Source organism: Mucilaginibacter segetis, from assembly GCF_016522075.1.
In the GTDB taxonomy this organism is placed as follows: Bacteria; Bacteroidota; Bacteroidia; order Sphingobacteriales; family Sphingobacteriaceae; genus Mucilaginibacter; species Mucilaginibacter segetis.
Genome location: NZ_JAEHFW010000001.1, coordinates 1106755 through 1131328 on the forward strand (window position 1 = coordinate 1106755; position 24574 = coordinate 1131328).

At 38.2% G+C, this 24574-nt stretch carries 25 protein-coding genes and 1 tRNA gene; 10 read left to right on the plus strand and 16 right to left on the minus strand.

Features of this window, described 5'->3' with window-relative positions; genetic code table 11:
* Window positions 1-17 precede the first annotated feature (17 nt).
* Window positions 18-692, minus strand: a complete 675-nt coding sequence (locus tag I5M19_RS05160) for a cytochrome b/b6 domain-containing protein (RefSeq protein WP_200064879.1) — start codon at window positions 690-692, stop codon at window positions 18-20.
* Between the two features lie 205 nt (window positions 693-897).
* Between I5M19_RS05160 and I5M19_RS05165 the strand changes: the two genes are divergently transcribed.
* Window positions 898-1995, plus strand: a complete 1098-nt coding sequence (locus I5M19_RS05165; RefSeq protein ID WP_200064882.1) for a PAS domain-containing sensor histidine kinase — start codon at window positions 898-900, stop codon at window positions 1993-1995.
* Window positions 1996-1999: 4 nt separating this feature from the next.
* Here the strand turns inward: I5M19_RS05165 and I5M19_RS05170 are convergent, their stop codons facing one another.
* The 9 genes from I5M19_RS05170 to I5M19_RS05210 all read right to left on the minus strand — a co-directional run bounded on the left by I5M19_RS05170 (window position 2000) and on the right by I5M19_RS05210 (window position 10259).
* Complete coding sequence (locus I5M19_RS05170; RefSeq protein ID WP_200064885.1) at window positions 2000-2650, minus strand: response regulator transcription factor; 651 nt, start codon at window positions 2648-2650, stop codon at window positions 2000-2002.
* Entirely contained in the window at window positions 2637-4556 is a 1920-nt protein-coding gene (locus tag I5M19_RS05175) for a tetratricopeptide repeat-containing sensor histidine kinase (RefSeq protein ID WP_200064888.1), read from the minus strand. The genes I5M19_RS05170 and I5M19_RS05175 overlap by 14 nt, the downstream gene beginning before the upstream one ends.
* 108 nt (window positions 4557-4664) lie before the next feature.
* A complete protein-coding gene (locus tag I5M19_RS05180; RefSeq protein ID WP_200064890.1) occupies window positions 4665-6296 on the minus strand; it encodes an IPT/TIG domain-containing protein in 1632 nt (543 codons plus the stop codon).
* A 221-nt stretch (window positions 6297-6517) separates the two neighbouring features.
* A tRNA-Ser gene (locus tag I5M19_RS05185) sits at window positions 6518-6605 on the minus strand.
* Between the two features lie 93 nt (window positions 6606-6698).
* Entirely contained in the window at window positions 6699-7673 is a 975-nt protein-coding gene (locus tag I5M19_RS05190) for a YihY/virulence factor BrkB family protein (protein WP_200064893.1), read from the minus strand.
* 11 nt (window positions 7674-7684) lie between these two features.
* The gene (locus I5M19_RS05195) at window positions 7685-8092 is read right to left on the minus strand and encodes an acyl-CoA thioesterase (protein ID WP_200064896.1); all 408 of its coding nucleotides are present in this window, start codon (window positions 8090-8092) and stop codon (window positions 7685-7687) included.
* Complete coding sequence (mltG, locus tag I5M19_RS05200; RefSeq protein WP_200064899.1) at window positions 8092-9147, minus strand: endolytic transglycosylase MltG; 1056 nt, start codon at window positions 9145-9147, stop codon at window positions 8092-8094. Before mltG ends, I5M19_RS05195 begins: the two co-directional genes overlap by 1 nt.
* A 22-nt stretch (window positions 9148-9169) precedes the next feature.
* Window positions 9170-9481: a rhodanese-like domain-containing protein gene (locus I5M19_RS05205; RefSeq protein WP_200064902.1), complete on the minus strand. Its 312-nt coding sequence runs from the start codon at window positions 9479-9481 to the stop codon at window positions 9170-9172.
* A complete protein-coding gene (locus I5M19_RS05210; protein WP_200064905.1) occupies window positions 9462-10259 on the minus strand; it encodes a PASTA domain-containing protein in 798 nt (265 codons plus the stop codon). The genes I5M19_RS05205 and I5M19_RS05210 overlap by 20 nt, the downstream gene beginning before the upstream one ends.
* A gap of 224 nt (window positions 10260-10483) precedes the next feature.
* On the opposite strand from I5M19_RS05210, the gene I5M19_RS05215 reads away from it, so the two are divergent.
* The gene (locus I5M19_RS05215) at window positions 10484-11467 is read left to right on the plus strand and encodes a D-alanine--D-alanine ligase (protein WP_200064908.1); all 984 of its coding nucleotides are present in this window, start codon (window positions 10484-10486) and stop codon (window positions 11465-11467) included.
* A 16-nt stretch (window positions 11468-11483) separates the two neighbouring features.
* Here the strand turns inward: I5M19_RS05215 and I5M19_RS05220 are convergent, their stop codons facing one another.
* Window positions 11484-11894 (minus strand): acyl-CoA thioesterase, encoded by a 411-nt coding sequence (locus I5M19_RS05220; RefSeq protein ID WP_200064912.1) that lies wholly within the window; start codon window positions 11892-11894, stop codon window positions 11484-11486.
* A 161-nt stretch (window positions 11895-12055) separates the two neighbouring features.
* On the opposite strand from I5M19_RS05220, the gene rpsO reads away from it, so the two are divergent.
* The 3 genes from rpsO to I5M19_RS05235 all read left to right on the plus strand — a co-directional run bounded on the left by rpsO (window position 12056) and on the right by I5M19_RS05235 (window position 15025).
* Complete coding sequence (gene rpsO, locus I5M19_RS05225) at window positions 12056-12334, plus strand: 30S ribosomal protein S15 (RefSeq protein WP_200064915.1); 279 nt, start codon at window positions 12056-12058, stop codon at window positions 12332-12334.
* A 129-nt stretch (window positions 12335-12463) separates the two neighbouring features.
* Window positions 12464-14596 (plus strand): polyribonucleotide nucleotidyltransferase, encoded by a 2133-nt coding sequence (gene pnp, locus I5M19_RS05230; RefSeq protein ID WP_200064918.1) that lies wholly within the window; start codon window positions 12464-12466, stop codon window positions 14594-14596.
* 159 nt (window positions 14597-14755) lie between these two features.
* Window positions 14756-15025 (plus strand): hypothetical protein, encoded by a 270-nt coding sequence (locus I5M19_RS05235; protein ID WP_200064921.1) that lies wholly within the window; start codon window positions 14756-14758, stop codon window positions 15023-15025.
* 30 nt (window positions 15026-15055) lie between these two features.
* On the opposite strand, the gene I5M19_RS05240 is transcribed toward I5M19_RS05235, so the two are convergent.
* The 3 genes from I5M19_RS05240 to I5M19_RS05250 are packed head-to-tail and all read right to left on the minus strand — an operon-like array spanning window position 15056 to window position 17396.
* Window positions 15056-15691 carry a uridine kinase family protein gene (locus tag I5M19_RS05240; protein ID WP_200064924.1) on the minus strand — a complete coding sequence of 212 codons (636 nt, stop codon included), beginning with the start codon at window positions 15689-15691 and terminating at the stop codon, window positions 15056-15058.
* Window positions 15684-16619 (minus strand): LysM peptidoglycan-binding domain-containing protein, encoded by a 936-nt coding sequence (locus I5M19_RS05245; protein ID WP_235985763.1) that lies wholly within the window; start codon window positions 16617-16619, stop codon window positions 15684-15686. Before I5M19_RS05245 ends, I5M19_RS05240 begins: the two co-directional genes overlap by 8 nt.
* A 6-nt stretch (window positions 16620-16625) precedes the next feature.
* Window positions 16626-17396 carry a DUF4905 domain-containing protein gene (locus I5M19_RS05250; protein ID WP_200064927.1) on the minus strand — a complete coding sequence of 257 codons (771 nt, stop codon included), beginning with the start codon at window positions 17394-17396 and terminating at the stop codon, window positions 16626-16628.
* 96 nt (window positions 17397-17492) lie between these two features.
* Here I5M19_RS05250 and I5M19_RS05255 point away from each other — a divergent pair, with 96 nt between their 5' ends.
* The gene (locus I5M19_RS05255) at window positions 17493-17972 is read left to right on the plus strand and encodes a Dps family protein (protein ID WP_200064930.1); all 480 of its coding nucleotides are present in this window, start codon (window positions 17493-17495) and stop codon (window positions 17970-17972) included.
* Window positions 17973-18055: 83 nt separating this feature from the next.
* Here I5M19_RS05255 and I5M19_RS05260 read toward each other — a convergent pair whose 3' ends face one another.
* Window positions 18056-19525: an OmpP1/FadL family transporter gene (locus tag I5M19_RS05260; protein WP_200064934.1), complete on the minus strand. Its 1470-nt coding sequence runs from the start codon at window positions 19523-19525 to the stop codon at window positions 18056-18058.
* A 21-nt stretch (window positions 19526-19546) separates the two neighbouring features.
* The gene (locus I5M19_RS05265) at window positions 19547-20413 is read right to left on the minus strand and encodes a hypothetical protein (protein WP_200064937.1); all 867 of its coding nucleotides are present in this window, start codon (window positions 20411-20413) and stop codon (window positions 19547-19549) included.
* A gap of 104 nt (window positions 20414-20517) precedes the next feature.
* Between I5M19_RS05265 and proS the strand changes: the two genes are divergently transcribed.
* From proS to I5M19_RS05285, 4 genes are all read left to right on the plus strand, one after another.
* Window positions 20518-21990 carry a proline--tRNA ligase gene (proS, locus tag I5M19_RS05270; RefSeq protein WP_200064940.1) on the plus strand — a complete coding sequence of 491 codons (1473 nt, stop codon included), beginning with the start codon at window positions 20518-20520 and terminating at the stop codon, window positions 21988-21990.
* Window positions 21991-22085: 95 nt separating this feature from the next.
* Entirely contained in the window at window positions 22086-23225 is a 1140-nt protein-coding gene (locus tag I5M19_RS05275; RefSeq protein WP_200066098.1) for a cystathionine gamma-synthase, read from the plus strand.
* 89 nt (window positions 23226-23314) lie between these two features.
* Entirely contained in the window at window positions 23315-24130 is an 816-nt protein-coding gene (locus tag I5M19_RS05280) for a TIGR02757 family protein (protein ID WP_200064943.1), read from the plus strand.
* A gap of 78 nt (window positions 24131-24208) precedes the next feature.
* On the plus strand, window positions 24209-24568 hold the full coding sequence (locus I5M19_RS05285) for a DUF5655 domain-containing protein (RefSeq protein WP_200064946.1): 360 nt from the start codon (window positions 24209-24211) through the stop codon (window positions 24566-24568).
* Window positions 24569-24574 lie beyond the last annotated feature (6 nt).

Genomic DNA, 24574 nt, shown 5'->3' on the forward strand with positions numbered 1-24574 from the left:
ATTTATAGCTAATTGGTTTAATCATTAACCCCGCCATTTATCATGTCTGATATTATGCCCTTGCCTTCCTTTCGTTCTGCTAAAAATATGCCGACTAAATGCACTGCAATAAATGCTAAAATTAAATACATACAAAAGCCATGGACCTCTTTAACAGAATGCCTTATGGATTTAAATGGAGCTAACGCATCTTCAAAAGCTAAAAACAACCCGGTAAGTGCCATTACGGTTAATAAAATATAAAAAATGCTGTAAGTTATTTTTACACCTAATTCATGCCTTGCCGTTTCGCGATTCTTTTTCGTTACTTTAAATTGATGGTAGGCGCTTTTCATCTTGCGGATAAATTTTTGGTCGGCCACCTGAAAAGACTCAAGTATCAGCCGGAACAAAAGCAACGCGGCCAACGTATAACCAAAATAAGTATGTATGGCCCAAACGTTATCACTTAAAGTATGGGCAATTCCTCTTGCTTGCTGATCTGTAACTTCGGTGCCACTATTTGTTAGTTCGCTCGTTACAACCCCGGCAACAGATCGCTGATCAGTTATGGTGGAATTAATTAATACAGTAAGCAAAGAGCCTGTTATGACAATAGTATTGGCCCAATGCCAAAAGCGAAGCGAAGATGAATGTTTTTTGATTTGCTGTGGATGGTCAACATCCTTTCGGGGAGGAGTTATTACAGTCATAAAAAATATTGATGTGATTTATAAAAGTACTATTAAAAATTGTAGCAAAACTGTAGCACATTTTTGCAGTAACAATCATTAATAAATAGTAAATAAAATTAAATAATTCTTAAGTCCATCACTGTAATTTAATATAGCTGATAAGATAATCTATAATGAAGTTTTATCTTACTATTTTTACAGATAGGTAGCATAATAAAACACAATGGCCAACACATCACTTAATACCGCCCCTGCATTAAACGATGTATTTAACCTGGAGCTTTTTTTTGAACTCTCGCCTGATCTGTTGTGCATTGCAGGCTATGACGGTTATTTTAAAAGAATAAATCCAACGGTATCAAAAGTACTTGGTTATACTAATAAAGAATTATTTGCTAAACCCATAAGCGAATTTATATATCATGAAGATCGTGTGCTTACTGCCAAGTACCGTGATGTTCTGATCAGGAATAAGCCGTTGCTTAATTTTGAAAACAGGTACGTTACAAAAAGCGGCCAGATTGTATGGCTGTCGTGGACATCAATGCCGTTTGAGAGCGAAAAAGTAGTTTTTGCTATCGCCAAAAACATTACCCATAAGAAAATGCTGGAGGAAGATAGAGACGCCCTGCTTGCTAAATACACAAAAATCAATAATGACCTTAAACAGTTAACCTATACCACTTCACATGACCTGCGGGCGCCTGTAAATAACCTTCTTTCGGTTTTTAGCGTGATGGACGTATCTAAAATACAGGATAAAGAAACATTGTTGTTTATTGATATGCTTAAACATGCTACGGAAAATCTTAAGCAAACATTAAATAATTATATTGATGAATTGAGCGAAAAGGATATTTTGCGTATAAATACTGTGGAAATTGATCTAGAAAAATGCCTTGAATTTGTTATAGGATCGTTGCAATCATTAATACAAAACTCCAACACTATTATAAACTTCGATTTCTCTGAACAAAAAATTATTAAATTCAATAAGGCATATCTCGAAAGTATATTTCTTAACCTTATTACCAATTCTATCAAATATGCTAAACCCGGTTCATTTCCTATTATTTATATTTCTTCACGACGTATGAATGGTGTTGTTCAACTTATTGTAGAAGATGAAGGTATTGGCTTTGATATGGATAAAGTAAAGGGCCGTATATTCGGTTTAAATCAAAAATTCAGTAACAACTCCGACAGTAAGGGTATTGGCTTGTACCTGGTTTATAATTATGTAATAAGTTTAGGAGGCCATATTGAAATTGAAAGTAAGATAAACGAAGGCGCAAGGTTTATTATGTCATTTAAGGATTGAAATATTATTCCAATCCGCTTTTTATAGCAAATTTAACTAAGCCAACGGTACTCTTATTATGAGTTTTTTCCAATAAATGTTGTCGGTGGTTATCAACCGTTTTTTTACTGATAAAGAGTTTCTCAGCAATTTCTTCGCTTGTAAACTCTTTTACTATAAGGCTCAATATTTCCTTTTCTCGGATAGATAATTGGTTTAATTGCTCGTCTTGTACTTTTTGCTTATGATATTGATTGTAGATTATAGGTACAATATCTTGTGAGAAATAGGTGCCACCGCAGGTAATACGATGCATGGCTTGCAGTAATTCTGTTCGCCCGGCATTTTTAAGTATGTAACCGTCTGCTTCGGCCATAATAGCCTCTTTTACTGCAGGGGCATTATTATACATGCTTAAAATAAGTACCTGTATGTGCGGAAATTCACTTTTTACCATACGGCATAATTGTGTGCCGGTTAAAAGCGGCATGCTTATATCGGTTAAAAGAAACTGAAACTTTTGGGGTTCAGCCGCAATTAGTTCATACGCCGCCTGCCCATTATTTGCTTCGGCAATAATCTGGTATTGCTCATTGTGTGCAAGCAAACTTCGCAAGCCGTCAATTACCATTTGGTGATCATCGGCTATTATGATGTCGATTTTAGACGTTGTCATCAGGTATAATTATCTCAATTTGGGTTCCACTTAATCTCTCAGACCGGATGTTTAATATGCCATCTAGAAGATTTACGCGTGCGGTTATATTTTTCCATCCTATTCCATTGGAGTTTTTAATTTGATCAGTGTCAAACCCCACACCATTATCTTTGATAGCAATTATTAAATGGCTGTTTTTACTTATTGCCTCAATATTTATTTGTGTTGCTTTTGCATGTTTAACGATATTGCCAACTATTTCCTGCACTATACGATAGATAGATAATTGGGTTGATTTTTTAAACTGATGCTCATGTGTAGCATCGGCAACATCAAACAAAACCTTTATACCCACACCTGAATTTATTTTTTCAAACATATCTTCCAGTGCGGCAAATAAACCAAAGTTCAATTCTTCGGGTATCAGATTATGAGATATATGCCGAACTTCAGTTATAGTTTTGTCTATAAGTATAAGTGTGTTATCAATATGGTTATCCTTAGGATAGTCATGCATAAGATTAGACACATTCATTTTAACAACTGACATTAACTGACCAATGCTATCATGCAGGTCGCGTGCTATACGGATACGCTCGTTTTGTTCCCCATTAAGCAATGCTTTATTCAATTTCTGTTCTTCGGCAAACCTGTTTTTTACAATAGTGTTACGATATACTAAACCGAATATTAAGCAAAGTGCTATCAGAGTTATTATTGCGGCGTATATGATAAATCTTTTATCGCTTTCTGCCCGGTCACGTGCTACTGCCCGCAAATTCGACTGGAATTTAAGTTGCTGGTTTTCCTTTTCTTTTTTTTCAGTTTCGAATTGCAGTTGCAGATCGTACAATATCTCCGCTTTACTCGCACTAAATAAAGAATCTTTCAATTCCGCTCGTTGTTTCAAATAACTAAACGCCTGCTTAAAATCATGAGTTTTAACATCCAACTTATATAAATTCTCATAAGTATCTATCAATTTCTCAGGACTCCCACTTTTTTTGGCGTAATAAAGGGCAGAGTCCGCATAGAAGCGCGCTTTTTTAATATTCCCTAATTCCAGGTTTACATTAGCCAAATTGCCTAAAGTGCCGGCAAAAGCATAGGGGCTTGGTGCCTTTCTTAGTTGTTGTAATGCTAATAGCAGGTATTTATTAGCCCTGATAAAGTAACCCATTTTTTGATAGGTATTGCCTATATTATTATAATTTATGCCCAGCAAAAAAGGTTTGCCTTTGACGTTTTTTACATTTTTGAAATGCACATATAATGCTTTTCTGTATTCCTCATTATCATCGTAATTAATCGCCAAAACATTCATAGCCCGCCACTTTAACTCGGCTGTAGCTTTTGATGTTGATTGTAAAACATTGATGGCGACTTGAGCATATTTTTTTCCGCTCTCATAATTGCCAAAATCATGCAGGGTGTTAGAAATTACAACATAAGCATATCCCACCATAGCTGTATCTTTTACCTGCTCAAAATTTTTAACCGCTTGTAATAAATAACTAATTCCCTTTTCAAACTTATATTTTTTACCTAATTGTATACCCATATTAAAATTATTATACCCCATCCAAAGCTGGTTTTTTGAAATACGCAGATAGGACATGGAGGTATCGTACCATGGTAAGGCCTGATTTGCATCTAAAGATAACTTAGCCACAAATAGTAATCCTGCAGCACGGCCGGCATTATCAGTATTATTTTGTGCCTTTGCTTTTCGGAAAGCATAGTTAGCTAATGAGTCGATCAATGTCGGTTGCTTTAAATATTCGTTCGCTTTTTTTAAGATAGGGGTAAGCAATATACGATCTGATCCGGATTTGCCCCCATGTTGCGCACTGGCAAAAAAAGGTATAAAAATAGCCTGCAATAATATTGCCCGGTATAACCTGATCAGATTAGCAGATAACATATTGTAGATAAAGTTATTGCAGCCAATGTACAAATATTTAAACAGGCAATGCACCCCAAAAGGAACCAGCCATGATACAATTTGTCACGGCTGGGTTCTGATAAAAAATTATTGTTTTATGCGGATAATATCCTTTAAATTAGCTTTAAAGAACATATCTCCGTTTTTTGCAGCAACAAACTCCACAATTGAATTGAAGTTATTAAGATCGACGGATGGCGATTTTATGAGAAACGTGCCCAATAATGTTGACGTGTTGGTTGTAGTATTATATTTACGGATCATCCAGGTTTTGCTTATTTGTCCGCTTATATAAGTATGGTCTAACATGGCATACATGTTATTGCTATCATCGAAAGCATATTTCAGATACGAAATAACCCCGTTGGAGCTAAATAATTTTGGATCGTCGGCGCTAAATAAATTGCTGATGCCAAACCCTGCGTTAGTGATGGTTCCTGCATTCAGATCCCATTTAACAAATGAAGCGTTATTGGCTACGTTGCTGTTATCGCTTGTTTTAACAAGGTATGCATTGCCTCCATCAATAAAGGCGCCACCATCTTGTTGGCGTAAGCCGGAAAGGTCGTACTGTGAATTCACAATAGCACCTGACGCATCTATCTTAAATCCTGGCCTTATACATATTTCATTAGCAGAATTTATGAAAAAGTAATAGTAGCTTGACGACAAGCTGAAATTTTTATTCACCTCGGTTACTGTAGCGCCATCGGCAGATATTTTATAAACTGAATACGTACTTGGTGCAGCCTCATATTTAAGTACATATACATTTCCGGCTGCATCCGTTGCAACTTTTATAATCTTTTCTATTCGGCTATCGGTAGTTAATACTGATGGTGTACTATTTCCATCGGTAGATACTTTATACACTGTATTTTGCCCACTTGCTTGGTTAAGTGTGGTAAAATCAGAGTAATAGATAATATTGTTATTACGATCAAGGGTCATTGCTCCTATCTCTTTAGAGGCTGTTGCTATTTTGCTAAAATTGAGGCTGCCTGATGTAGCATTAATATAGTCCACACTTACCCCACCGGTACCGGTTGTGGTAGTAGCGGTAAATGTGGTGTTGAAACCCGCTGCTGCAACGGCGTTGGTGCCGCTTACGGTAATTATAACATTGCCAGTTACAACGTTGGCAGGCACTTCAACAGTTAGTTGGGTGGCTGTTGCAGTTTTTACTGTGGCCAGTACAACGGTGCCGCCTGTAGTAGTTGCAAAAAATACTTTATTCTCGCTTAACCGGGTATTAAATCCCGTTCCTGTTAATGTAATTAAATCGCCGGTTTTGCCGCTGGTAGGTGCCATAGCAGTAAAGGTAGGAACTATAGTTGCAGTAGGGGTAATGGTTATTGTGCCGCCCTGCGGGTCCTTATTATTTGCTGCAATGCCTTTCACAAATAAAGCCAATGTTCCCGATGGTAAATTAGTGGGTATGGTAAACTTAATTTCGGTATTGGTAACCGACGCAATTGTAACTTCAGTATCGCCGATAGTTACTTTAACATCAGTAGCTGTTGCGCCAAATCCGGTTCCGGTAATGGTAACTACATCGCCCGGTGTTGGGTTTTTGGGCGATACGTCGGTAATCTGGGCGGTTTCAGTAACCGAAGGTGTAATAACGCCACCGTCTTTTTTACAAGCTACAAGCGTGCCGACTAAAAAAAGAAACAGCAAGGTTAGTTGTTTAGATGTTTTTAATAAAGCTGATTTCATAATGTTTGATTTTATTCAAAAATCAGCCGATTAGCGGTACCTATCAATAAGGATGCATCCTCATATTTATAGGTATAAATACCTATAAAACAGTACTATCATGAATTATATATTGTTTCACCTAAGTAAAAACGGATTTTTTAAAGTGGAGTTACAGGTGACTGTACATTTCATAATAATTAAAAAGCCATATACGTATCGTATATGGCTTTAAATGCTTTTGGCGGAGAGTTAGGGATTCGAACCCCAGGACCTGTTACAGTCAACAGTTTTCAAGACTGCCGCAATCGACCACTCTGCCAACTCTCCGGGGACAAAAGTACAAATCCGGCCCGAATTGCCAAATATCATGTTAACTTTTTTTTAACTATTATTAAGTGGCTGTTAAGCAGTATATTAATATTATTTTTCTGGCGTTTTTGAGCTTTTGAAGGTATTGAAACGTGGTTTTACAATACGAATATTCCGCTTGGAAAGATCAACACTGGCATTTAATTCAAAACCTATTAGTAATATAAGCGAATTTAGGTATAGCCAAATCATCACCACAATAAGGGTTCCTATTGAGCCGTATACTTTATTATAGGACGCGAAATTGTTAGTATAGTAGGTAAAACCAATAGATGTTAATATAGCTAAAAATGTCGCCAATATTGAGCCGGGATTTATAAGTTTCCACTTTTGTTTGTGAGAGGGGCCGTAACGGTATAAAATAGCTACAGTTATAAAGAAAATAATAAGTATTATTAACCATCGTGATAACGCGATAAGGTAAAACCAAAAATGTGCTTCACTATCAAATTTTGATTGTACATACCCGATAACCCATTGCCCTGCTATCATAATAATAATGGCTATAAAAAGAGCAAAACTTATAACAATGGTAAGTATAAGCGCTATTAGTCTCCGTTTAAACCAAGTTCGTGTTTCCAGTATTAAAGATGATTTATTAAAGGATTGCATAAGGTTGTTTACACCATTGGTAGCAAAATACAATGCAGTTATAAAGCCTATTGACAATAACTTTCCGTTCTGTTTTTTAATAATATCAACTATTGTTGACTGGAATGCCAGATAGGCATTAGTGGGCATAATTAAAGCAAGCAAACGTAGTAACTCTTCCTGAAAGTTATCAATAGGAATATAAGCAATAAGCGTAAATAAAAATATAGTAGCAGGGAAAAGCGCGAGCATAAAGTTATAGGCCAACGAGGCTGCCCGGTTAGTGAGTGATGATTTCCTTATCTCTTCTAAAAAGAAAACAATTACTGTATAAAGCGGCAAAGGCCTAAAGCCCGGGATAAATACACACTTGGTCCAGTCTGTAAGGTATTGGTAAAATTTAAATCGAAGTAAAAAATGATGTAACCATTTCATTAACGCTAAAATTAGTTAAAAAAAGGTTTTACTTTATCCAAAAACTCCTGCGATGGCAGGCAGGGCCTATTGGTTTTCATATTGATAAATGCCAGCAAGGTTTCGCCAATATGTATAAGTTCCTGCTTTTGATTATATAATTCATACCTGAAATGGATCTTTACCGCAGGCATTTTTTCCATAATTACATTTATGGTAATCTCTTCATCATATAAGGCTGGTTTCAGGTATTTGCAATGCATCTCTAATACCGGCATCATTATGCCTGAAGCCTCCATTCCGCTGTAAGTAAGCCCTAAACTACGCAGCATTTCTACACGGCCAACTTCAAAAAACTCCGCGTAGTTGCCGTAATACATATAACCCATCTGGTCTGTTTCACCATAGCGTACCCTTATTTTAGTGCTGTGCTTAAACATTAGCGTTTAATATTCCTTTCATTAAGCGCCTGTTGAAATTTACGCGCATTAACCCTGTGATCGGCTTCGTTAGTGGCAAAATTATGATAGCCGGAGAAATCTTCTTTTGCGCACATATAGATATAGTCACTTTTTTTATAATTAAGTACTGCCTTAATAGCATTTACAGAGGGCATCATAATAGGGCCGGGGGGCAACCCTGTATGTAAATAAGTATTGTAAGGTGAGTTTACTATAAGATACTTGTTTAACACACGCTTTATGGTGAAATCGTTAACTGCGAAAATTACCGTAGGATCAGCTTGCAGCTTCATGCCTTTATTCAATCGGTTTAAATATAATCCTGCAATAGTGGGCATTTCGTCGTCGTGTAAAGCCTCAGCATCAACTATTGATGCCAATATTGACACCTGGGGCTGCGTCAGATTAAGTTCTTTTGCCTTTTCACGACGTTCTGGCGTCCAGAATTTTTCATAGTTAACATACATTTTTTTGAAAAACTTTTCCGGACTGGTATTCCAGTAAAACTGATAAGAATCCGGTAAAAATACCGTGTATATATTATCAGTAGTTAACCCGTATTGTTCAGCGAATCCTGTAGAATCAAGTAAACGGATAAAGTCTAACGAATCCGGTTCTAACTTTTTAGCCACAAAAGCTGCAAATTGCTCTTTCAGTCTGATATTATGGAATGATAAAGTTATGGCTTCCTGGTTTCCAGAGGCCAGCATATTTATTAGGCTGCGGTTGCTCATTCCGCTTTTAAGATGGTAACGCCCCGGCTTTACTCGGCTCATGTAGTTCATGTTTTCGGCGGCCCACCTAAAAGTTGTAGTGTCTTTAACTATTTTTTTATCTTTTATAGTTTGATATACCTGGTCAAAAGTATCACCGGTATGTATATACAGGTATTCTTCATTGTCGGTTACGTTAGGACCAAAATATCGGAGGTAATAAAACACACCCGTTGCCGCTAAGGATACAGCAATTATAACTATAAGCGCGATGATGAATTTTTTAAATACTCCTGAAGATGACTTTTTTTTATTGGTCATGATTGATATGGAAAGTTGGTAATTACCTGATATTTAGTTTTTGTAATGCTTTAAGGCCACCGGTTAAGTTAACAATATTCTGATAACCATTTGCGGTTAATATATTCTGCGCAGTTACGCTTCTGATACCTGCACTGCAAATAACGATTATCTCGCTGGTTTTGTTGTAGGCAATATGTTTAAAATTGGTCTCTAATTTAGACAGGGGTATGTTTATACCACCAATATTATAAGTATGATACTCAATTATTTCCCTTACATCCAGCAAGTTTAACTGTTCGCCATTTTGTAAACGCTGTTGTAAATTTTGAGCGCTAATTTGTAACAGGGGCATTTAAGCTTTTTCCTTGTGTAACGGTTAAGTTTATACGTGTACCTATGCTGGTTTTACTCAACGAATCAGTACGCATGGGTGATTGTCCAATTACAACCACATTTGTGGAATCGGTTATACTCCCCTGATAAATGATGGTTCCTATGGTAAGTCCTGATCCTCTTATCGCAAATTTTGCTGCATCAAGATCCAGATTTATCAGTTCAGGTATATCTACCTCGCTTGATCCCTCGCCATTTCCCAATACCAGGTCAAGCTTTGAGCCTTTTGGTAATTTGGTGCCGGGTTTAATGATCTGCCCGCCAAAACGTACTTCTAATATCCTGTCGCGTGCAATGTCTGATTGATAAGTAGTGTCACCTACCTTAAGGCCATAGTTTGATAATGTTGCTACAGCTTCGCGGTAAATATTTTGCTGGGTTATAAGATCGGGCAATGATACGTTTGGAGCCAGCTGCGTTACCATTGTTAAATAAATTGTACGATTTTCCTTAACATTAGTGCCCGCATCAGGGTCCTGTTCAACTACAGTTCCGGGCGCTTTATCCGGTACGTAAACTGAATCTATTTTATATTGAAAGCCCTGATCCTTTAATGTTGCTATGGCTCTGTCAATATTGGTGCCTTGTAATTGAGGAACTTGTATGCTCTGACCATGGCGTGTATAATAACTTAAGCTAAAAAATGCTATCAATACTACGCCTACTATAGAAACTAATACGGCTAAGATGGTGTATCTGAATTGTTTGGTTTTTAAATAAGCCCAGAGTTTATTCATATGTAGTATAAACGATATTATTGCTGTTTCAACTATCAAACATAGGTGAAAAATTTTGGATTCCGAATTTTGAATTTGGTATTTCGGAGTTTCTAAGATCAATTTAATTCAATACCATATAATAAATATAGCCTCATTTAAACAGTAATTATATTGTCCGTCATATTTAAATTTCTACTTCCGTTTTTTTAAATGCGATAAGCAAAAAAACTATATTTGGCTGCATGAAAATTAAAAACATAGCCTTGCTTGCCGGTGGATTCTCGGGTGAATACGAAGTGTCGGTTAATAGTGCTAAAAATATAGCCGCCAATCTTACCAGGGATAATTATAATGTATATACCATTCTGATAGAGAAAGATAGCTGGCATTATGAGACCACCGAAGGTAAAGTTGAAATAAATAAAAATGATTTTACCCTACCCTTACACGGAGAAGTTATAAAGTTCGATTTTGCTTTTATAACGGTGCACGGCACGCCGGGTGAGGATGGTAAACTACAAGGTTACCTTGATATATTAGGTATACCTTATAATACTTGTGATGCTACTACATCGGCTATTACCATGAACAAGGCTTACACAAAAGCGATTGTACAGGGTATACACGGATTGCATACGGCACGTTCCATACAATTACATCAGCACGATGTACATGATACGGCTACCATTGCTGCAAATCTTAAATTCCCGTTGTTTATTAAACCAAATAATGGCGGTAGTAGTGTAGGTATGAGTAAAGTGCAAAATGTTGCCGGCTTACAGGATGCAATAGACCGGGCCTTTAAAGAAGATACACAAATACTGATAGAGGAATTTATAAAGGGCCGGGAATACAGCGTGGGTTTAGCCCGTTTAAATGGTAAAGTGACTGTTTTGCCTGTCACTGAGATTATCAGCTCCAAAGAGTTTTTTGATTATGAAGCAAAATACACTCCAGGGGTAACAAATGAAGTAACACCTGCAGATCTGCCTTTTGAAAAAGTGGAAGAGATAGCTGAAATTGTTACGCAGGTATATTTGCGCCTTAATTGCCGCGGCATGGTTAGGGTTGATTTTATTTTACTGGACGATACAAAACAGTTTTATTTTATAGAGATAAATACCACACCCGGCCAATCGGCCAATAGCTTGGTACCGCAGCAAGTAAGAGCTGCCGGAATTAAACTAAGTGATTTTTATTCGGAATTAATAGAAGCGGCAATGTAATAATTCACCAGTCCAACTATATCTGGTAATGTTCAATAACATCATCCGGGATTTTTACACCTCTGCCTGTTGCCATATCAATCATAACGTAGTCAAAATAGCCATCGCAGCTAATTTTACCTGTTGCTTTATTGGTAAGCGTAAAGTTCACCCTGCACCCCTTATCGTTAATACTATCAATACCTGTTTTTACAATAAAATAATCACCCATGGTTAATGCACGTTTATAATCAACATGCGCGGTACGTACTACCCAGCCAAAACCACGTTCCATAAACTTTTCCATGGCCATGCCATAACATTTATCCATTTGTTCATAACGCGCCGCCAGTACATAATCAAAATATTTGCTGTTGTGTACATGCTGAAACATATCAATATCATCAGGTCGTACGCGTAGTTCAGTCTCAAATGTTGAGTAGGCCATAAGCAATGTATCAAAAACCAAATGTAAAAAATCAAATGCGATATTCAGGTTTTGGTTTGATATAGGTCTGTTATATAATTTTGGCTTTTTATTTTTAAATTAAATAGTTATCTTTGCGCCACAATTAATCAAATTATTTACGCTTTAATATTATTCAGGTAATGTATTTAAGTAAAGAAGCAAAGGCAGATATCTTTGCAAAACATGGTAAAGGCGCAACTGATACAGGTTCAGCCGAAGGTCAGGTAGCATTATTTACTACTCGTATTGCTCATTTAACCGAGCATTTAAAAAAGAACAGAAAAGATTTTTCAACTCAGCTATCGCTGCAAAAAATGGTTGGTAAACGTCGCGCATTGTTGGCTTACCTCTATAATAAAGATATTGAAAGATACCGTGCTATCATTAAAGCTTTACAGCTTAGGGATATCATTAAGTAACCTTTACGAGTTTTTTAAAAAAAGCCGTCCGCAAATGCAGGATGGCTTTTTTACTTTCAGAAACAATATACATACACATAAAAAACGGCGTACTCCCGAAGATGAAAAGTACGTCACAACACAAAAAAGATGAGTTACAACGCAATTAAAAAGGTTATTGATTTAGGTGACGGCCGCACCATTGAGATCGAGACCGGTAAACTGGCCAAACAGGCAGACGGTTCTGTAGTGATAAAAATGGGTGATACCATGTTATTGGCCACAGTAGTATCATCACCTGAAGCGAAAGAAGGAATAGATTTTTTACCCCTTTCTGTCGATTATCAGGAAAAGTACGCTGCCACCGGACGCATACCGGGTGGGTTTTTACGTCGTGAGGCACGATTATCAGACTATGAGGTTTTAATTTCCCGTTTAGTTGACCGTGCATTGCGTCCAATGTTCCCTGAAGATTATCATGCTGATACACAGGTGATGATCTCGCTAATTTCAGCCGATAAAGATATTATGCCTGATTGCCTTGCCGGTTTGGCGGCATCCGCGGCATTATCAGTTTCAGACATACCGTTTAACGGGCCGATATCTGAAGTACGGGTAGCTAAAATTGATGGACAGTTAGTTATCAACCCAACACTTAGCCAGTTAGAACGTGCTACGTTAGAGTTCATTGTTGCCGGTAGCGAGCATGATATTAACATGGTTGAGGGTGAGTCTAAAGAAATTCAGGAGGCTGAATTGGTTGAAGCGATAAAATTTGCCCATGCAGCTATTAAAGTGCAATGCCTTGCTCAAAAGGAATTAACTGTTGAGGTAGGGAAAACCGAAAAACGTGTTTACAGTCACGAGCACAGCAACGAAGAACTAAAAAAAGCAATTTATGCTGCTACTTATGATCAGGTTTACGCCATCGCTTCTTCTGCTTCAGCGAAAGATGAGCGCTCTGCTAAATTTAAGGAAGTTAGAGATGCTTATATTGAAACTTTAGGTGAAATAGATGACATCACTAAATCACTTGCTAAAAAATATTACCATGATGTAGAATATGATGCCATACGTAACCTTGTATTAGATGAAGGTAAACGTTTAGACGGCCGCACAACCACCCAGATACGCCCGATATGGAGCGAAGTGGGTTATTTGCCTGCAGCACACGGTTCGGCAGTATTTACACGAGGCGAAACACAATCATTAACATCAGTAACCTTAGGTGCTAAGGATGATGAGCAAATGATTGATGGTGCTTTCATCAACGGATACCAAAAATTCCTTTTACACTATAATTTCCCGGGTTTTTCTACAGGTGAGGTTCGTCCCAATCGTGGTGCCGGTCGTCGCGAAATTGGCCATGGTAACCTGGCTATGCGTTCGTTAAAACAGGTATTACCTGCAGATGATGAAAACCCTTATACTATACGTGTAGTATCTGATATCCTGGAATCTAACGGTTCTTCATCAATGGCTACGGTTTGTGCCGGTACATTGGCATTAATGGATGCGGGTGTTAAATTGAGGTCACCTGTTTCGGGTATCGCAATGGGCTTAATTACCAATGAAATGGGTACCAAATATGCTATCCTTTCAGATATTTTAGGTGATGAAGATCACTTAGGTGATATGGACTTTAAAGTAACCGGTACTGAAAATGGTATTGTAGCCTGCCAAATGGATCTGAAGATCAACGGTCTGTCATACGAAGTGTTAACAAAAGCGCTTGATCAGGCAAAAGAAGGCCGTTTACACATCCTTAACGAAATGAGCAAAACCATAGCTCAGCCACGTGAGGATTACAAACCACATGCACCGCGTATAGTTAGTATTAAGATAGATAAGGAATTTATTGGCGCGGTTATAGGGCCCGGCGGTAAAATTATTCAGGAAATGCAACGGGAAACAGGTGCAACAATTTCTATCGAAGAAAAAGATAATCAGGGTATCGTGCAGGTATTTGCTGATAATAAGGCAGCAATTGATGCCGCTTTATCACGCATACGTGCAATAGCTTCTAAACCTGAAGTTGGCGAGATATACGAAGGTAAAGTAAAATCAATAATGCCTTTTGGCGCATTTATAGAAATTATGCCGGGTAAAGATGGCTTGTTGCATATATCAGAAATTGACCATCGCAGAATTGAAACCATGGATGGAATATTCCAGATAGGTGATGAAGTGCGAGTAAAATTACTTGATGTGGATAAGCAAGGCAAATTAAAATTATCACGCAAAGCATTATTACCAAAGCCCGAAAGGACTGAAAATAAATAATTGCACAAACTAATTAATGATGCAAAACCCTCTTTATGAGGGTTTTGTTTTTTGTTTTAACTTTTTTGAAAAAAAAACAAAACAAAAGCACTTTAAGTTGTTTCTTTATTTTGAGAATAGTTGTATCCGAAAACTAAAAGCCGCTCCTTATTGTAAAAAATGACTTCTACTACTAATGATCCTTTAAGTTTTATTAATAACTCGCAAGGTATAAATGGCGGCGAGCAGGCCGACCTGATACAAAGGTTATTATATGAAATAATTAGGGTTAAAGAATTAATTGCCTATTATGATTCCATCCCCAATGGAGCCGGGCAGCTTGGCTCTTCCATCTTAAACGAGTTGGTGAGTGAGGCTTATAAATCTCTTGTTAATTACGATACGGAACTTATGCAGAAGTATTACGATTTGCTCCTTAACTGCGATTGATCTGATAGCATCAGGCTTATTGCTATCAAATTAACTCAATATCTTTTCTCGTAATTCCTGCGAAATTTCGTTAGTGACTTTTATAATATCATCAGCTATATGGCTGTTATTGGCGATAATCTTGGTGCATTGTTCACGAAAGGGTAGCAGATATTCTTTATAAGCAGGTACAACGTGGTTATGCCACTTGTAGTTAACATCTTCGTTAGAATATCCACGCTCGGCTAAGTCACGCTTTAAGCGTCGCTGAAGCGCTATGTTCTCATCTGCCTCAATAAATATAGTCATATCAAGATCGTTGGCGATCTTTTTAAAATGGAGGATAAACAGCCCTTCAACAATAATTATAGGAGCTGGCTTTATCTCCAATATTCTGGGTACAATATCGGGGTTGTTAAATGTATATTCTTTTTGGTAAACGGTTTCCCAGTTCATTAATTTGCTGATGTCGCGTTCAAACAAATCGGCATCTATTGTGGTAGGCAGATCAAAGTTATATAACTTGTTTTCTTCCTTGGTCATGTTGTGCGCAACAGGTATATAGTAATCATCCTGAGATACCAGACACACTTCATCAGGTGTAAAATGTTCTAAAAAGCATTTCAGAAAAAAGGTTTTGCCAGATCCGCTACCACCGGCTACACCAATAACATAAGGTTTATTCATTAGCAGTACCGTAACTAATATTTACACGAAAACGTTTATCAAGTGCGCCTAAGGCATCGGCTACATTTTTTGTCATTACAATAATCACGTCTTTTGTTTGTTCAGTATCAATAAAACTACCTACAACTTTTGCAAAGGCTGTACGGTTGGTCATTGGATTGGTAATCTTCATAACAGTTCCAACGGGTGCTGTACGGTGTAATATCAGCATTTTTTTAGGATCGAGCCCTGTATCGGTTATCCAGGTGGCTACACCATCTTCATTTTTTTCATAAAGGCCATATCTGTTGGGGGTAACAGCATGATCAATACTATCAGCACCATCTACATAGGTAGCGTCACGTTTGGCAATTATACTGTCAGTAGGGTGTACTACCTCAGGTGGCGCTTCTGTTACGCCAGAGCGTATACGCAACACCTGGCCGGGAGTAAGATTATTGCCGGCAAGTTTATTAATTCGTTTTATATCTTCAACAGTTGAGTTAAAACGTTTCGCAATGGAATAGAGGGTTTCACCGGCAGATACTTTATACTGTTGGGTAAGCATAGCATCATTGTTTACCACATCTGGGCTGCCTGTTGTAGTTGCAGCAGCTGGCACCGTTTTTTGAATACTTACCGGCTGTTGTGGAGCTGCAACTGTGGAATTTTTAGCGGCGGTGTCAAAAAATGGCCTCTCCGTAGGTACTTTAATAATGTGACCAATTTGAAGGCTAACATTATTATTGTATTTCATTATATCCTTAGGGCTAACATTATAACGCCGGCCTATAGAATAGTAATTGTCTTTGGGATCGAGTTTGTGAAGAATTATTTTTTTTCCGTTTGCGTTTTCAACACCAATGGAATCGACAAGTGTATTGGCATATGTAAAAACAGAAACAGAGATCAGTATAGAAGTTATCAGTAGAGTTTTTAGTTTCATCATTATGAATTATTGTACAGCAGCTTTCAGGTTTATAACCTTAACCTCGGATTTGTTTTTAATGTATACTAAATAGTTTTTATGTAATACAAACGCCTCGGGCTGTAACTTTTGTATATCTGTATTTAATAAATCATGATAAACTATATCATTACCTTTCATAACAAATAAATGTTGTTGCAGGGTTTCTTTATTAAACGCGTGCAAAGATACAATTCTATAGATATTATGGTTGAGGTAATGCATCATATTACCAACAGGTTCCACAGGTAAAAAACCTTTTATAAGGTTGCCGGGTGATGCCATTTTAGGGACAACAACACTGTTGTTTAACACTTTATCGGTATTCTCATCGTAACTTCTTAATAGTTTTCCTGTTCGTATATCCAGCAATAATAATTTTTTTGATTGTATATTAGTGCTATAAGCAACCGGCCCATTCATCGTTAAGTGATCAAAAGCTATGCTGTAATTGCTCCATAACTCTTCCTGAGTAACCATGTCAATTGCTATAATAGCTTTATGCTCCGGCCCGCTTTCATGTTTATAATAATGTAAAAGCATAACACCATTAAATACACATTCAATTCCGGCCAGCCAGCGTTCAGGTGTTTTATAATACTCAAAATTTATATCTCCGGTAGTAAGTTCAAGTGATGAAAAGCTTACTTGTTTTTCCTGTTCATTTCGTATTTCAATAGCCAAGGTATCTTTTAATTCATCAAATTCAAGATGCCAAATTGTACCCTCATAGGCTTTGTTTATAAAACTTCGTAGCATTGTCATAAAAGTGTTCAAATATGGCTAATTATATTTATAAGGCTTAACTTTATAAACAAATGCTGTTAAAGGTCTGTTAATTAAAAAAATATAAATATGGATGCAAAAAAGATAAGTTTAGAAGAAAAAAAAGTAAAACCTGTTGTTGATCATTTAAATGATTTGTTGGCCAATTACCATATTCACTATCAAAAGTTACGCGGTTGCCACTGGAATGTTAAAGGAAAAAGCTTTTTTACTTTACATGTTAAATTTGAGGAACTTTATACTGTTGCGCTTACTACTATTGATGAACTTGCAGAGCGTATATTAACATTGGGCAAACCACCTTACAGTACATTTGATGATTATATAAAAAAATCTTCTGTTAAAGAAATTGACACAATCGGACTTAAAGATACCACCATGGTTAAGGCTTTAATTGAAGATATGGCTACGCTGATTGAAATGGAACGCGAAATACTGGATATTACTGATAAGGCAGGCGACGATGGAACTAACGATATGATAAATCGCTTTATGCAGTTTAAGGAAAAGAACACATGGATGCTGCGTTCCTTTATTAACGAAGACTAAACAGTATTTAATTATTATAAAAAAACCGATGCTTTTTAAGCATCGGTTTTTTTATTTTATATAGGTGGTGTAATATGCTATAATTAAAAACGATACCCTAAAGTTAAATAACCATTATTTGTTATTTTATCAAGTTGGGCTCCCGGGCTAAGACTACCTATTTCATACGGGAAAATAGTTTTATTTCCGGTAGAATGGGTGTAGGCGGCATCCATGTAATAAGCTCCAAAACGAAGGCCTATACCGCCGCTTACAGTTTTTATATCACCACCATAATTTTTTTGAGGGTCGCCCTGTATGCCATATCCGCCACGTAGTAAAAACATGCTGTTTATTCTGGCCTCGGCACCTATATGTGCATTAATTGTTGATTGATATAAAGTTTTAATATTCATATTGTCATCGTCGGCGTAATAGCTGTCATTACTACTTAAATGAGCTGAAGAGTAATCTACATATTCAATATCCCCTGTAATAAACCCATACTTTTTAATAAATACTGCTGCACCGCCTGCAACTTTTAACGGTGTGCGTAAATTATAGTTTAAAGAGTAATTTTGTGGGCCGTACTCGTAGCTATTGCCGTTGCTTAAACGGGTATCTAAACTTTCGCTATAGGAATCATCAATATTATACCAGGTAGGCGAAGTAATTGTTGCGCCTAAACGTAAGGCTTCAACAGGTTTAAATATTACACCAAGCCTTGCGTTAAATCCACTTCCCTTAGTAACCTGATCCTGCGTAAATGCCGAATTGTAGTCCCTGTCTGTTGGTATGCTGTTTTCAAGTACCGATGCGGTGCCATCTTCATAAAAACGACTTAACGAATTATAACGGATATTAGTAAAGCTAACACCTAAACCAATATAAAACTTGTTGCTGTAGTTACCGCCAACAGCAAAATCTAAATTGGATAATCCCCCTGATCTGATGATTGAACTTTCCTGGTCAACACCTGGGTAAGCATTACTTTTGTATACCGGATTAGCCGGATCGTAAAGATCGATCAGATTATGATCGAGAGCTGCGCGTGCTAAAGTTCCCTGGCTTGTTCCAAATGAATTTGCCTGATCGGCATAATAATCATTAATTGAGCTAGTGTTATTCGTACCAAAATAATTAATGTTTTCGTAATAATTATTAGTGCGACTATAACCTCCACCATAATTTACACTTAGCCAGCCCTTGGTTCTGTCGGCCCCGCGTGGCTTATTTACCTGTTGATAAATTACAAAAGCGCCGTGATTTAAGTTGCCCGAACTCTTAGTATCAGATGACCCCTGCCCTAAAAAAGTAGAGTTAACCTTAGTGTTATTATATTCCGGTGTAATACTTAATTCAGAGCTTGTAAAAAAACCCAGGCCAGCAGGATTCCCGCTTACCGAACTTAAGTCACCGCCAACAGCCGTACCTGCGTTACCTACACCCTTTATGCGTGCGGTAGAGCCCGTTTCGCCTGTAGAGAAGCGTATTGCATCTTGTGAATATTGGGCAAAGCTGGTTTTGGTAATTGCTACTATAGCAATTACACTTAGTATATATTTTATTTTCATAAATGATAGGTTGTAAAATTATTAGGGTCTAACGGGTCTGCCGCCGCCGCCGCCACCGCTGCTCGATCCACCACCACTGCTTCTGCTACCGCCTGAATTACTAACAGGAGCTGGCGCAGAGCGTTCAACAGGAGTTGGGCGATAAACCTGTGGCTGTTCTGTACGTATAGGACGAGATGGCCGTGCGGTGCTGGTGCTGTTACCATTAGCAGTACGTACACTTGTAGCACCGTTTCTGGCTGGTCTGCCACCAGGATAATATCCAATTCCGTTTGAACGGGCGCTACCTACGTATCCAGTGCGGGCGTTGCCAAATGCATTTGCAGGGCTGCCAGTCCCTCTCGACGGACGTGGCGTGCCCGATGATGTATTATAAGCCGAATACACACCCCAGTAAGGAGAACTGCCATAACCCACACCCAGGTAGGAGTAAGGAGAGTAACCATACGGAGAATATCCGTAGCCGTATCCATAACCATAACCGTATCCAAATCCCATACCACCATAATAGCCATAAGGCGAATAACCGTAATAACCAAATGGGCTGTAACCTAAACCGATGTTTAAATTAAAACGGTTATAATATGAGTAAGGGGTGTAATCATAGAACGGGTCATAGTAGCTAAACGGAGAATAATAACTGAAACGATTAATGCGGGAAGCATAATCGTCATAATAGTAGTAATCATCATCATCGCTGTAACCATCGTTCACCTCATCATTATACACTGGTTTTGGTGCAACGTATTCTGGCTCAACGCCGGCAACAGCATTGGAGAAGTATACATCATCGTTGTCTGTTTTGTTGGATGCTACTTTGTTAACGGAGCAGGAACTCAGTGCAACGGCACCGATTAATATCATTCCTTTTAGTATATTACTTTTCATTTTCTGCAGAGTAAAAAGTTCGAGTTCAAATAAACGTATAAATTTATAAATTTGGCGGTTATTAATATTAATTATAAAGTCAAAATCTATTCCAAAATAAATATATGAGCAAAGGTGTTATTAGTAAAGACGAAGATTACTCGCAATGGTTTAACGACTTAATAATTAAATCTGACATGGCCGAGTATTCGCCCGTGCGCGGTTGCATGATTATTAAGCCGTACGGGTATTCTATATGGGAGAAAATACAGGCCACGCTCGATAAAATGTTCAAAGATACCGGGCACAGTAACGCATATTTTCCGTTGCTTATTCCTAAATCTTTCTTCTCAAAAGAGGCAAGTCACGTAGAAGGCTTTGCAAAAGAATGTGCCGTTGTAACACATTACCGTTTAAAAAACGATGGAGAGGGTAATATTATTGTGGATGAAGACGCTAAACTGGAAGAAGAATTAATTATACGCCCTACTTCTGAAACTATTATCTGGAATACTTATAGAGGCTGGATCCAATCCTACCGTGATCTGCCCATATTGGTTAATCAATGGGCCAATGTAATGCGTTGGGAAATGCGCACCCGGTTGTTTTTGCGTACCAGTGAATTTTTATGGCAGGAGGGACATACAGCTCATGCTACGGCTGATGAGGCTATTGCTGAAACCGAACAAATGCTGAACGTTTATGCCGATTTTGCCGAGAACTGGATGGCTTTGCCTGTAGTTAAAGGTCGTAAAACACCTAACGAGCGGTTTGCAGGTGCTTTAGATACCTATTGTATTGAGGCTTTAATGCAGGATGGTAAAGCGCTGCAGGCGGGTACATCACACTTTTTGGGACAGAATTTTGCCAAGGCTTTTGATGTGAAATTTACAACCAAAGATAATAAGCAGGACTATGTTTGGGCTACCTCATGGGGAGTATCAACCCGTTTAATAGGGGCATTAATTATGGCTCACTCCGATGATGCCGGATTAGTGTTGCCACCAAAATTAGCACCTATACAGGTAGTAATTGTACCTATTTATAAGCACGATGAAGAATTAGATAAAATAACCGAATTTGTTAATGCGCTTACCGGAGAATTAGGACAAAAGAATATTTCCTTTAAATTTGATAAACGTGATACCCATCGCCCGGGTGCAAAATTTGCCGAATATGAGCTTAAAGGTGTGCCTTTGCGTGTAGCCATTGGCAGCCGCGATATGCAGAACGGAACGGTAGAACTGGCCCGACGTGATACCAAAACAAAAGAAACAGTTAGCCAGGAAGGTCTTGCCGCACATATTGAAAAGTTGCTGGAAGAAATCCAAGAAAACATATATCAAAAGGCGGCCACTTTTCGTGCAGAAAATACTACAGAGGTAGATACCTACGATGAATTTAAACGTATGCTTGATGAGCAGCCGGGTTTTATAGCTGCCCATTGGGATGGTACCGCCGAAACCGAGCAAATAATAAAAGATGAAACTAAGGCAACAATACGTTGTATACCTTTGGATAATAAACAGGAAGAAGGTAAATGCATTCTGACGGGTAAACCATCAGCCCAAAGGGTGTTATTTGCAAGGGCATATTAAAAAAGAGCATAGCCATTGGCCGATAGTCCGTAGCTATGGATAATATATTTACTATGGTTCATTGGCTATCGACTATGGGCCGCGCTAAGCAAACTATGAAATTCGCAACAAAAGCTATACACGCAGGGCAGGAGCCCGATCCAACAACAGGCGCTATCATGACGCCAATATATCAAACCTCTACCTACTGGCAAAAATCGCCGGGAGATAATAAAGGGTATGAGTATTCACGGGGTACAAATCCAACACGTAAAGCATTAGAGGATTGCCTGGCTGCTTTGGAAAACGCTAAGTTTGGTCTTGCTTTTTCAAGCGGCATGGGAGCTACCGATGCTGTTATGAAACTACTTCAGCCTGGTGATGAGGTAATTACCGGCAATGATCTTTACGGCGGGTCGTACCGCATATTTACTAAGATATTTGCTAATTACGGTATCAAGTTTCATTTCCTTGACCTTTCTGACCAGAATATCATCAACTCCTATGTAAACGACAAAACCAAACTCATCTGGATTGAAACGCCAACCAACCCAACTATGCAGGTGGTGGATATTAAGGCTGTCGGTGAAATAAGTAAAGCCCATAATTTAACATTCGTGGTAGATAATACCTTTGCTTCTCCTTATTTACAGAATCCTATGGATATGGGTGCTGATATTGTGATGCATTCAGTTACCAAGTACATTGGCGGCCATAGCGATGTAGTGATGGGCGCACTGATGATGAACGATGAGGAGTTATACAAAAAACTTTGGTTTATTTATAACGCTTGCGGAGCTACCCCCGGCCCGATGGATAGCTTTTTAGTGTTAAGGGGTATTAAAACCCTGCATCTGCGTATGAAAGCCCACTGTGAGAACGGCAGGCAAATAGCGAAGTTCCTGAAAGATCACCCAAAGGTGGAAAAAATATATTGGCCCGGTTTTACAGATCATCCTAACCACGAAGTTGCCAAAAAACAAATGCGCGATTTTGGCGGAATGATATCTATAGTGCTGAAGGGTGCTGATTTGCAGGAGACCTTTCGTATAGCATCCTCATTTAAAGTATTTTCATTAGCAGAATCACTGGGAGGTGTGGAATCACTCATTAATCACCCGGTAAGCATGACTCATGGCTCTATCCCAAAAGCCGAGCGCGAAAAAGCGGGTGTGGTAGATAACCTGTTGCGTTTAAGCGTAGGGGTGGAGGATATCGAAGACTTGCTGGATGATCTGAAACAAGCCCTTTCTTAGTAGTATTAAGTAGTCCGTATTATTTCAGACAAGGTGATTCAATATTCGCCTTGTCTTGATACTAATTACCTGATATTTCATACTCAAACATGAACGACAATCTTAAAGCTTTTTTGGATAGTAAAGTTGGCCAATACAATCGTCCGGAATTTATTACAAATGATCCGGTAAGTATTCCGCACATGTTCAGCAAAAAGCAGGATATTGAGATCATGGGTTTTTGGGCAGCAACGCTCGCATGGGGGCAACGGGTAACCATTATTAATAAATGCAAAGAACTCATCGCCCTGATGGACGGCGCGCCTTATGATTTTATTATCAACCATGAAGAACCCGATCTCAAAAAACTGCTGCACTTTAAACACCGCACCTTTAACGATATAGATACGTTGTATTTTATCGCTTTTTTCAGGTATCATTATGAAAATCATGAAAGTTTGGAAGATGCGTTTGTGCCTGGCAGTGTCTTGGATGCTGAACAATCGGCCTCGCCTGCTGAAAATGCTTTAAATCATTTTCGTTCTTATTTCGTCTCCCTGCCCGATTTTCCGCACCGTACCAAAAAGCACGTTTCATCGCCTGCACAAAAATCTACCTGCAAAAGGCTGAATATGTTTTTACGCTGGATGGTACGGAAAGATGATAGTGGGGTTGATTTCGGTTTATGGGACAAATTAACCCCGGCCGATCTGATCTGCCCGTGTGACCTGCATGTAGATAGGGTGGCAAGGCGCCTGAGACTGATAACCCGTAAGCAAACCGATTGGCAAACAGCTGTAGAGCTTACCGAAAACCTTAAGCAGCTTGATCCGGCGGACCCGGTTAAATATGATTTTGCTTTATTTGGCCTTGGAATAGAGCAGCGTTGGGGGATTGAGGGTATATTGCCTGATTTTATAATTTAATATTACTCTCGCTTATAAATCAACCATCCATATAATTAATTATTGTTTATATTTAACTTAAACTACGGTGTTGAATGTATGGAAGAATACAAATTATCCAATTTTTTAGATGGCAAATCTGAACACACCCTCGCATTATTTAACCATTTTGTAAATAGTTTCAATAGCATAGGTGAAATTACGGTACACCCCGCAAAAACCATGATCGGCATAGCTAATCCGCATAAGCGTATCGCTTATATTACCAGGTTAGGAAAAGATTTTATCCATGTGGTGTTTCCATTCAAAAAACGATACGAAGATAACCTGTGTTTCCAGAAAATAGCACAAGTGCCCGGTGATGTACAATGTAACCATCATTTTCGAATGCTGACTACAGCCGATATAAATGAAGAGGTGCTGTCGTTTATGCTATTAGCATACCAGGAAGAACATTAGATATAA

Bases quoted from the DNA above. Each gene is read 5' to 3' on its own strand.
- I5M19_RS05255 (WP_200064930.1), top strand. From the start codon at position 17,493: ATGGATGCAAAAAAGATAAGTTTAGAAGAAAAAAAAGTAAAACCTGTT.
- pnp (WP_200064918.1), top strand. From the start codon at position 12,464: ATGAGTTACAACGCAATTAAAAAGGTTATTGATTTAGGTGACGGCCGC.
- I5M19_RS05175 (WP_200064888.1), bottom strand. From the start codon at position 4,556: ATGTTATCTGCTAATCTGATCAGGTTATACCGGGCAATATTATTGCAG.
- I5M19_RS05250 (WP_200064927.1), bottom strand. From the start codon at position 17,396: ATGCTACGAAGTTTTATAAACAAAGCCTATGAGGGTACAATTTGGCAT.
- I5M19_RS05205 (WP_200064902.1), bottom strand. From the start codon at position 9,481: ATGCCCCTGTTACAAATTAGCGCTCAAAATTTACAACAGCGTTTACAA.
- I5M19_RS05160 (WP_200064879.1), bottom strand. From the start codon at position 692: ATGACTGTAATAACTCCTCCCCGAAAGGATGTTGACCATCCACAGCAA.
- I5M19_RS05235 (WP_200064921.1), top strand. From the start codon at position 14,756: ATGACTTCTACTACTAATGATCCTTTAAGTTTTATTAATAACTCGCAA.
- I5M19_RS05165 (WP_200064882.1), top strand. From the start codon at position 898: ATGGCCAACACATCACTTAATACCGCCCCTGCATTAAACGATGTATTT.
- I5M19_RS05265 (WP_200064937.1), bottom strand. From the start codon at position 20,413: ATGAAAAGTAATATACTAAAAGGAATGATATTAATCGGTGCCGTTGCA.
- I5M19_RS05240 (WP_200064924.1), bottom strand. From the start codon at position 15,691: ATGAATAAACCTTATGTTATTGGTGTAGCCGGTGGTAGCGGATCTGGC.
- I5M19_RS05275 (WP_200066098.1), top strand. From the start codon at position 22,086: ATGAAATTCGCAACAAAAGCTATACACGCAGGGCAGGAGCCCGATCCA.
- proS (WP_200064940.1), top strand. From the start codon at position 20,518: ATGAGCAAAGGTGTTATTAGTAAAGACGAAGATTACTCGCAATGGTTT.
- I5M19_RS05280 (WP_200064943.1), top strand. From the start codon at position 23,315: ATGAACGACAATCTTAAAGCTTTTTTGGATAGTAAAGTTGGCCAATAC.
- I5M19_RS05170 (WP_200064885.1), bottom strand. From the start codon at position 2,650: ATGACAACGTCTAAAATCGACATCATAATAGCCGATGATCACCAAATG.
- rpsO (WP_200064915.1), top strand. From the start codon at position 12,056: ATGTATTTAAGTAAAGAAGCAAAGGCAGATATCTTTGCAAAACATGGT.
- I5M19_RS05220 (WP_200064912.1), bottom strand. From the start codon at position 11,894: ATGGCCTACTCAACATTTGAGACTGAACTACGCGTACGACCTGATGAT.
- I5M19_RS05285 (WP_200064946.1), top strand. From the start codon at position 24,209: ATGGAAGAATACAAATTATCCAATTTTTTAGATGGCAAATCTGAACAC.
- I5M19_RS05180 (WP_200064890.1), bottom strand. From the start codon at position 6,296: ATGAAATCAGCTTTATTAAAAACATCTAAACAACTAACCTTGCTGTTT.
- I5M19_RS05195 (WP_200064896.1), bottom strand. From the start codon at position 8,092: ATGTTTAAGCACAGCACTAAAATAAGGGTACGCTATGGTGAAACAGAC.
- mltG (WP_200064899.1), bottom strand. From the start codon at position 9,147: ATGACCAATAAAAAAAAGTCATCTTCAGGAGTATTTAAAAAATTCATC.
- I5M19_RS05215 (WP_200064908.1), top strand. From the start codon at position 10,484: ATGAAAATTAAAAACATAGCCTTGCTTGCCGGTGGATTCTCGGGTGAA.
- I5M19_RS05210 (WP_200064905.1), bottom strand. From the start codon at position 10,259: ATGAATAAACTCTGGGCTTATTTAAAAACCAAACAATTCAGATACACC.
- I5M19_RS05190 (WP_200064893.1), bottom strand. From the start codon at position 7,673: ATGAAATGGTTACATCATTTTTTACTTCGATTTAAATTTTACCAATAC.
- I5M19_RS05260 (WP_200064934.1), bottom strand. From the start codon at position 19,525: ATGAAAATAAAATATATACTAAGTGTAATTGCTATAGTAGCAATTACC.
- I5M19_RS05245 (WP_235985763.1), bottom strand. From the start codon at position 16,619: ATGATGAAACTAAAAACTCTACTGATAACTTCTATACTGATCTCTGTT.